The organism is Xanthomonas sp. SHU 166, from assembly GCF_000364685.1.
Taxonomy (GTDB): Bacteria; Pseudomonadota; Gammaproteobacteria; order Xanthomonadales; family Xanthomonadaceae; genus Xanthomonas_A; species Xanthomonas_A sontii.
In genome coordinates this window covers 1-944 of the sequence record NZ_AQOJ01000828.1, presented here as the reverse complement: position 1 = coordinate 944, position 944 = coordinate 1, and the positions used below count along the sequence as shown (strand labels likewise).

The window sequence follows — 944 nt, the reverse complement described above, 5'->3', positions numbered from 1 at the left end:
GCAGCAACTGGTCCAGCAGCAGGCGCGCACTGCCCAGCGCCGTCGTCACGCCCAGGCCCTCGTGGCCGGCCGCGACCCACACGTCGCGCCGCTCCGGCACCGCGCCCAGGTACGGGCGCCCGTCCGGCGTGGCCGGACGCAGGCCGGTCCACACCCGGATCGCCTGCAGTTGCCGCAGGCCCGGCAGGAACGCGAAGGCGCGCTCCAGCATCCGCTGCAGCATCGGCATCGACACCGCGCGGTCGGTCGCATCGAATTCGCGCGAGGAGCCGATCAGGAGTTGCCCGGTCGGCCGCGGCTGCACGTTGAACGCCACGCTGCTGCCGTCGCTGCCGTGCGCGCTGTCGGCATAGCCCAGTTCCAGCAATTGATGGGCGACGAAACCCGGGTAGCGGTCGGTGATCACCAGTTGCCCCTTGCGGGCACGCATCGGCAGTTCCGGCAACAGCTCCGGCACGGCGCAGCCGGTGGCGACCAGCACCGGGCCATGCAGCGCGCTGCCGTCGTCCAGACGCACGCCGGCATCGGTCAGCGCGGTGGCGCGACGCCCGGCGTACAGCTGCGCACCGGCGGCGCAGGCACGCTCGACCAGGTAGCGCGCCATCCGCGGCGGATACACCACCGCCTCGGCGGCCACGCGCATGCCGCCGGCCAGGCCCGGCACCAGCGCCGGCTCCAGTTGGTACAAGCGCTGCGCATCGAGCGCCTCGGCGTGAACGCCGGCCGCGGCCAGGCGCTGGATCTTGGCCGGAATCGCCTCCAGTTCGCGTGCCTCGCGCGCCACCCACAGCGTGCCGCAGCGGCTGAACTCGGCCTCCGGCAGCGGCGCGAATTCTTCCCACAGACGCAGCGAGTACGCCGACAGCGCCAGTTCCGCCGGATCGTCGTCCATCGCCACCAAATGCCCCATCGCCGCGGCGGTGGAACCGCCGCCGATGCTGCCC

The 944-nt window shown here is 73.2% G+C and carries 1 protein-coding gene; it reads right to left on the bottom strand.

From position 1 onward, the window contains the following. A partial coding sequence (locus D180_RS18940; protein ID WP_017914021.1) for an FAD-dependent oxidoreductase occupies positions 1-944 on the bottom strand: 944 nt, incomplete at both ends.